A 281-nucleotide genomic window follows, 5' to 3' on the forward strand; every position below is an offset into this window, starting at 1 on the left:
TATTATTGTTAATTAAGTTGGAACAAAACAGTTCTTACTTGAATATAATAATATAGAATAATTGTATCATTTTTACTATCGCAGGGTGGAGCAACGAGCAAAGCTTCTATGAAAATTCTACGAGTTGTAACAATCGAGCTACTTCAAGAGTTAGCTTCCTGAGATTGTTACAGTCTAAGGTAAACTTAGCGCATAAACAAAATTGTATCATTTTTACTATCGCGGGGTGGAGCAGTCTGGTAGCTCGTCGGGCTCATAACCCGAAGGTCGCAGGTTCAAAT

The organism is Peribacillus acanthi, assembly GCF_003073175.1.
Classification (GTDB): Bacteria; Bacillota; Bacilli; order Bacillales; family DSM-1321; genus Bacillus_BN; species Bacillus_BN acanthi.